At 45.9% G+C, this 926-nt stretch carries 1 protein-coding gene and 1 pseudogene; both read right to left on the bottom strand.

Going from position 1 to position 926, the window contains the following annotated elements; translation table 11 throughout:
- Positions 1-231: 231 nt before the first annotated feature.
- Positions 232-378, bottom strand: a complete 147-nt coding sequence (locus P1P89_23270) for a hypothetical protein (protein MDF1594445.1) — start codon at positions 376-378, stop codon at positions 232-234.
- 140 nt (positions 379-518) lie between these two features.
- A pseudogene (locus P1P89_23265) lies at positions 519-617 on the bottom strand (type II toxin-antitoxin system RelE/ParE family toxin).
- Positions 618-926 lie beyond the last annotated feature (309 nt).

The raw sequence follows: 926 nt of genomic DNA, 5'->3' as shown, positions 1-926 counted from the left end.
CTTTAAAAAAAGATTGAACCGCGAAGGCGCCAAGGACGCGAAGTTTTTGCCCGAACCGGGTGCCGGCCCAAAGAGAACGGCCGCCTTCGGTTCGCCCAAATATGCTCCATTCTTAGGAATGCACCCAAATAAATATAGGTCTCAAGACAGCTCCGCCTTCTGAGTTCCATGTAGCAATTCAGTTTAACTATTATATTTATTAATAATTTTTTTAAAAATCGGACCGGCGACTCAGAACGTCCGGCCGGTTTCATCCAGCGCCCCCTCTTCCAGAACCGGCTCCAATCCCGTTGAAAAGATAAACCGCGAAGGACGCAAAGTTTTGTTTGGCCGAATCGGGTAGCCGCCTGAAAGAGCGCCGGCTGTCGATTCGGCCAAAGAGGCATATTCTCACAAACTGTTGAACGAGTTGGTTACTAAATGCTCCAAAATATTCTGCGGCTCAGAGCGCCTGACCGTGGGAAATGGGGACGTTCTTCACTTTTAAACTTATTTTTGTATCAATGGGATTATATGATTCAAAGCTTCCTATAAATATCTTTTCTGTGCCCCACTCGCAAAACAATAATCTCATCGTCTTCAATATCACAGATGACTCTATAATCGCCAATTCTGTGATTCGAAGGACGTCCATTGGATTATTGGTTAATTTCTTTAAATTTTTCACCGCAAAGGCGCGAAGGACGCGAAGGGTTTGTTTGAGTTTTTTTTCTGATCGGGTGGAACGATCCGGAAAAAGGCTAACGCCTTAAAGAACTCTGAGCTCAAGCAGGCGCGGCAAGACAGAAGGCCGATACACCATCTGCGTTTTGTTGGGCAGCAATTTTTCAATTTTATCTCAGTGCTTCCAGTCCCTTACGGTCCAGAATGTTCAATAATTTGAGAGAAGGCCCGGCAGGGTGCTTATCTCCGACCTCCCACTTCTG

Source organism: Desulfobacterales bacterium (assembly GCA_029211065.1).
Taxonomy (GTDB): domain Bacteria; phylum Desulfobacterota; class Desulfobacteria; order Desulfobacterales; family JARGFK01; genus JARGFK01.
The sequence above is the reverse complement of the archived record's forward strand: the minus strand, read 5'-3'. Positions and strand labels throughout refer to the sequence as shown.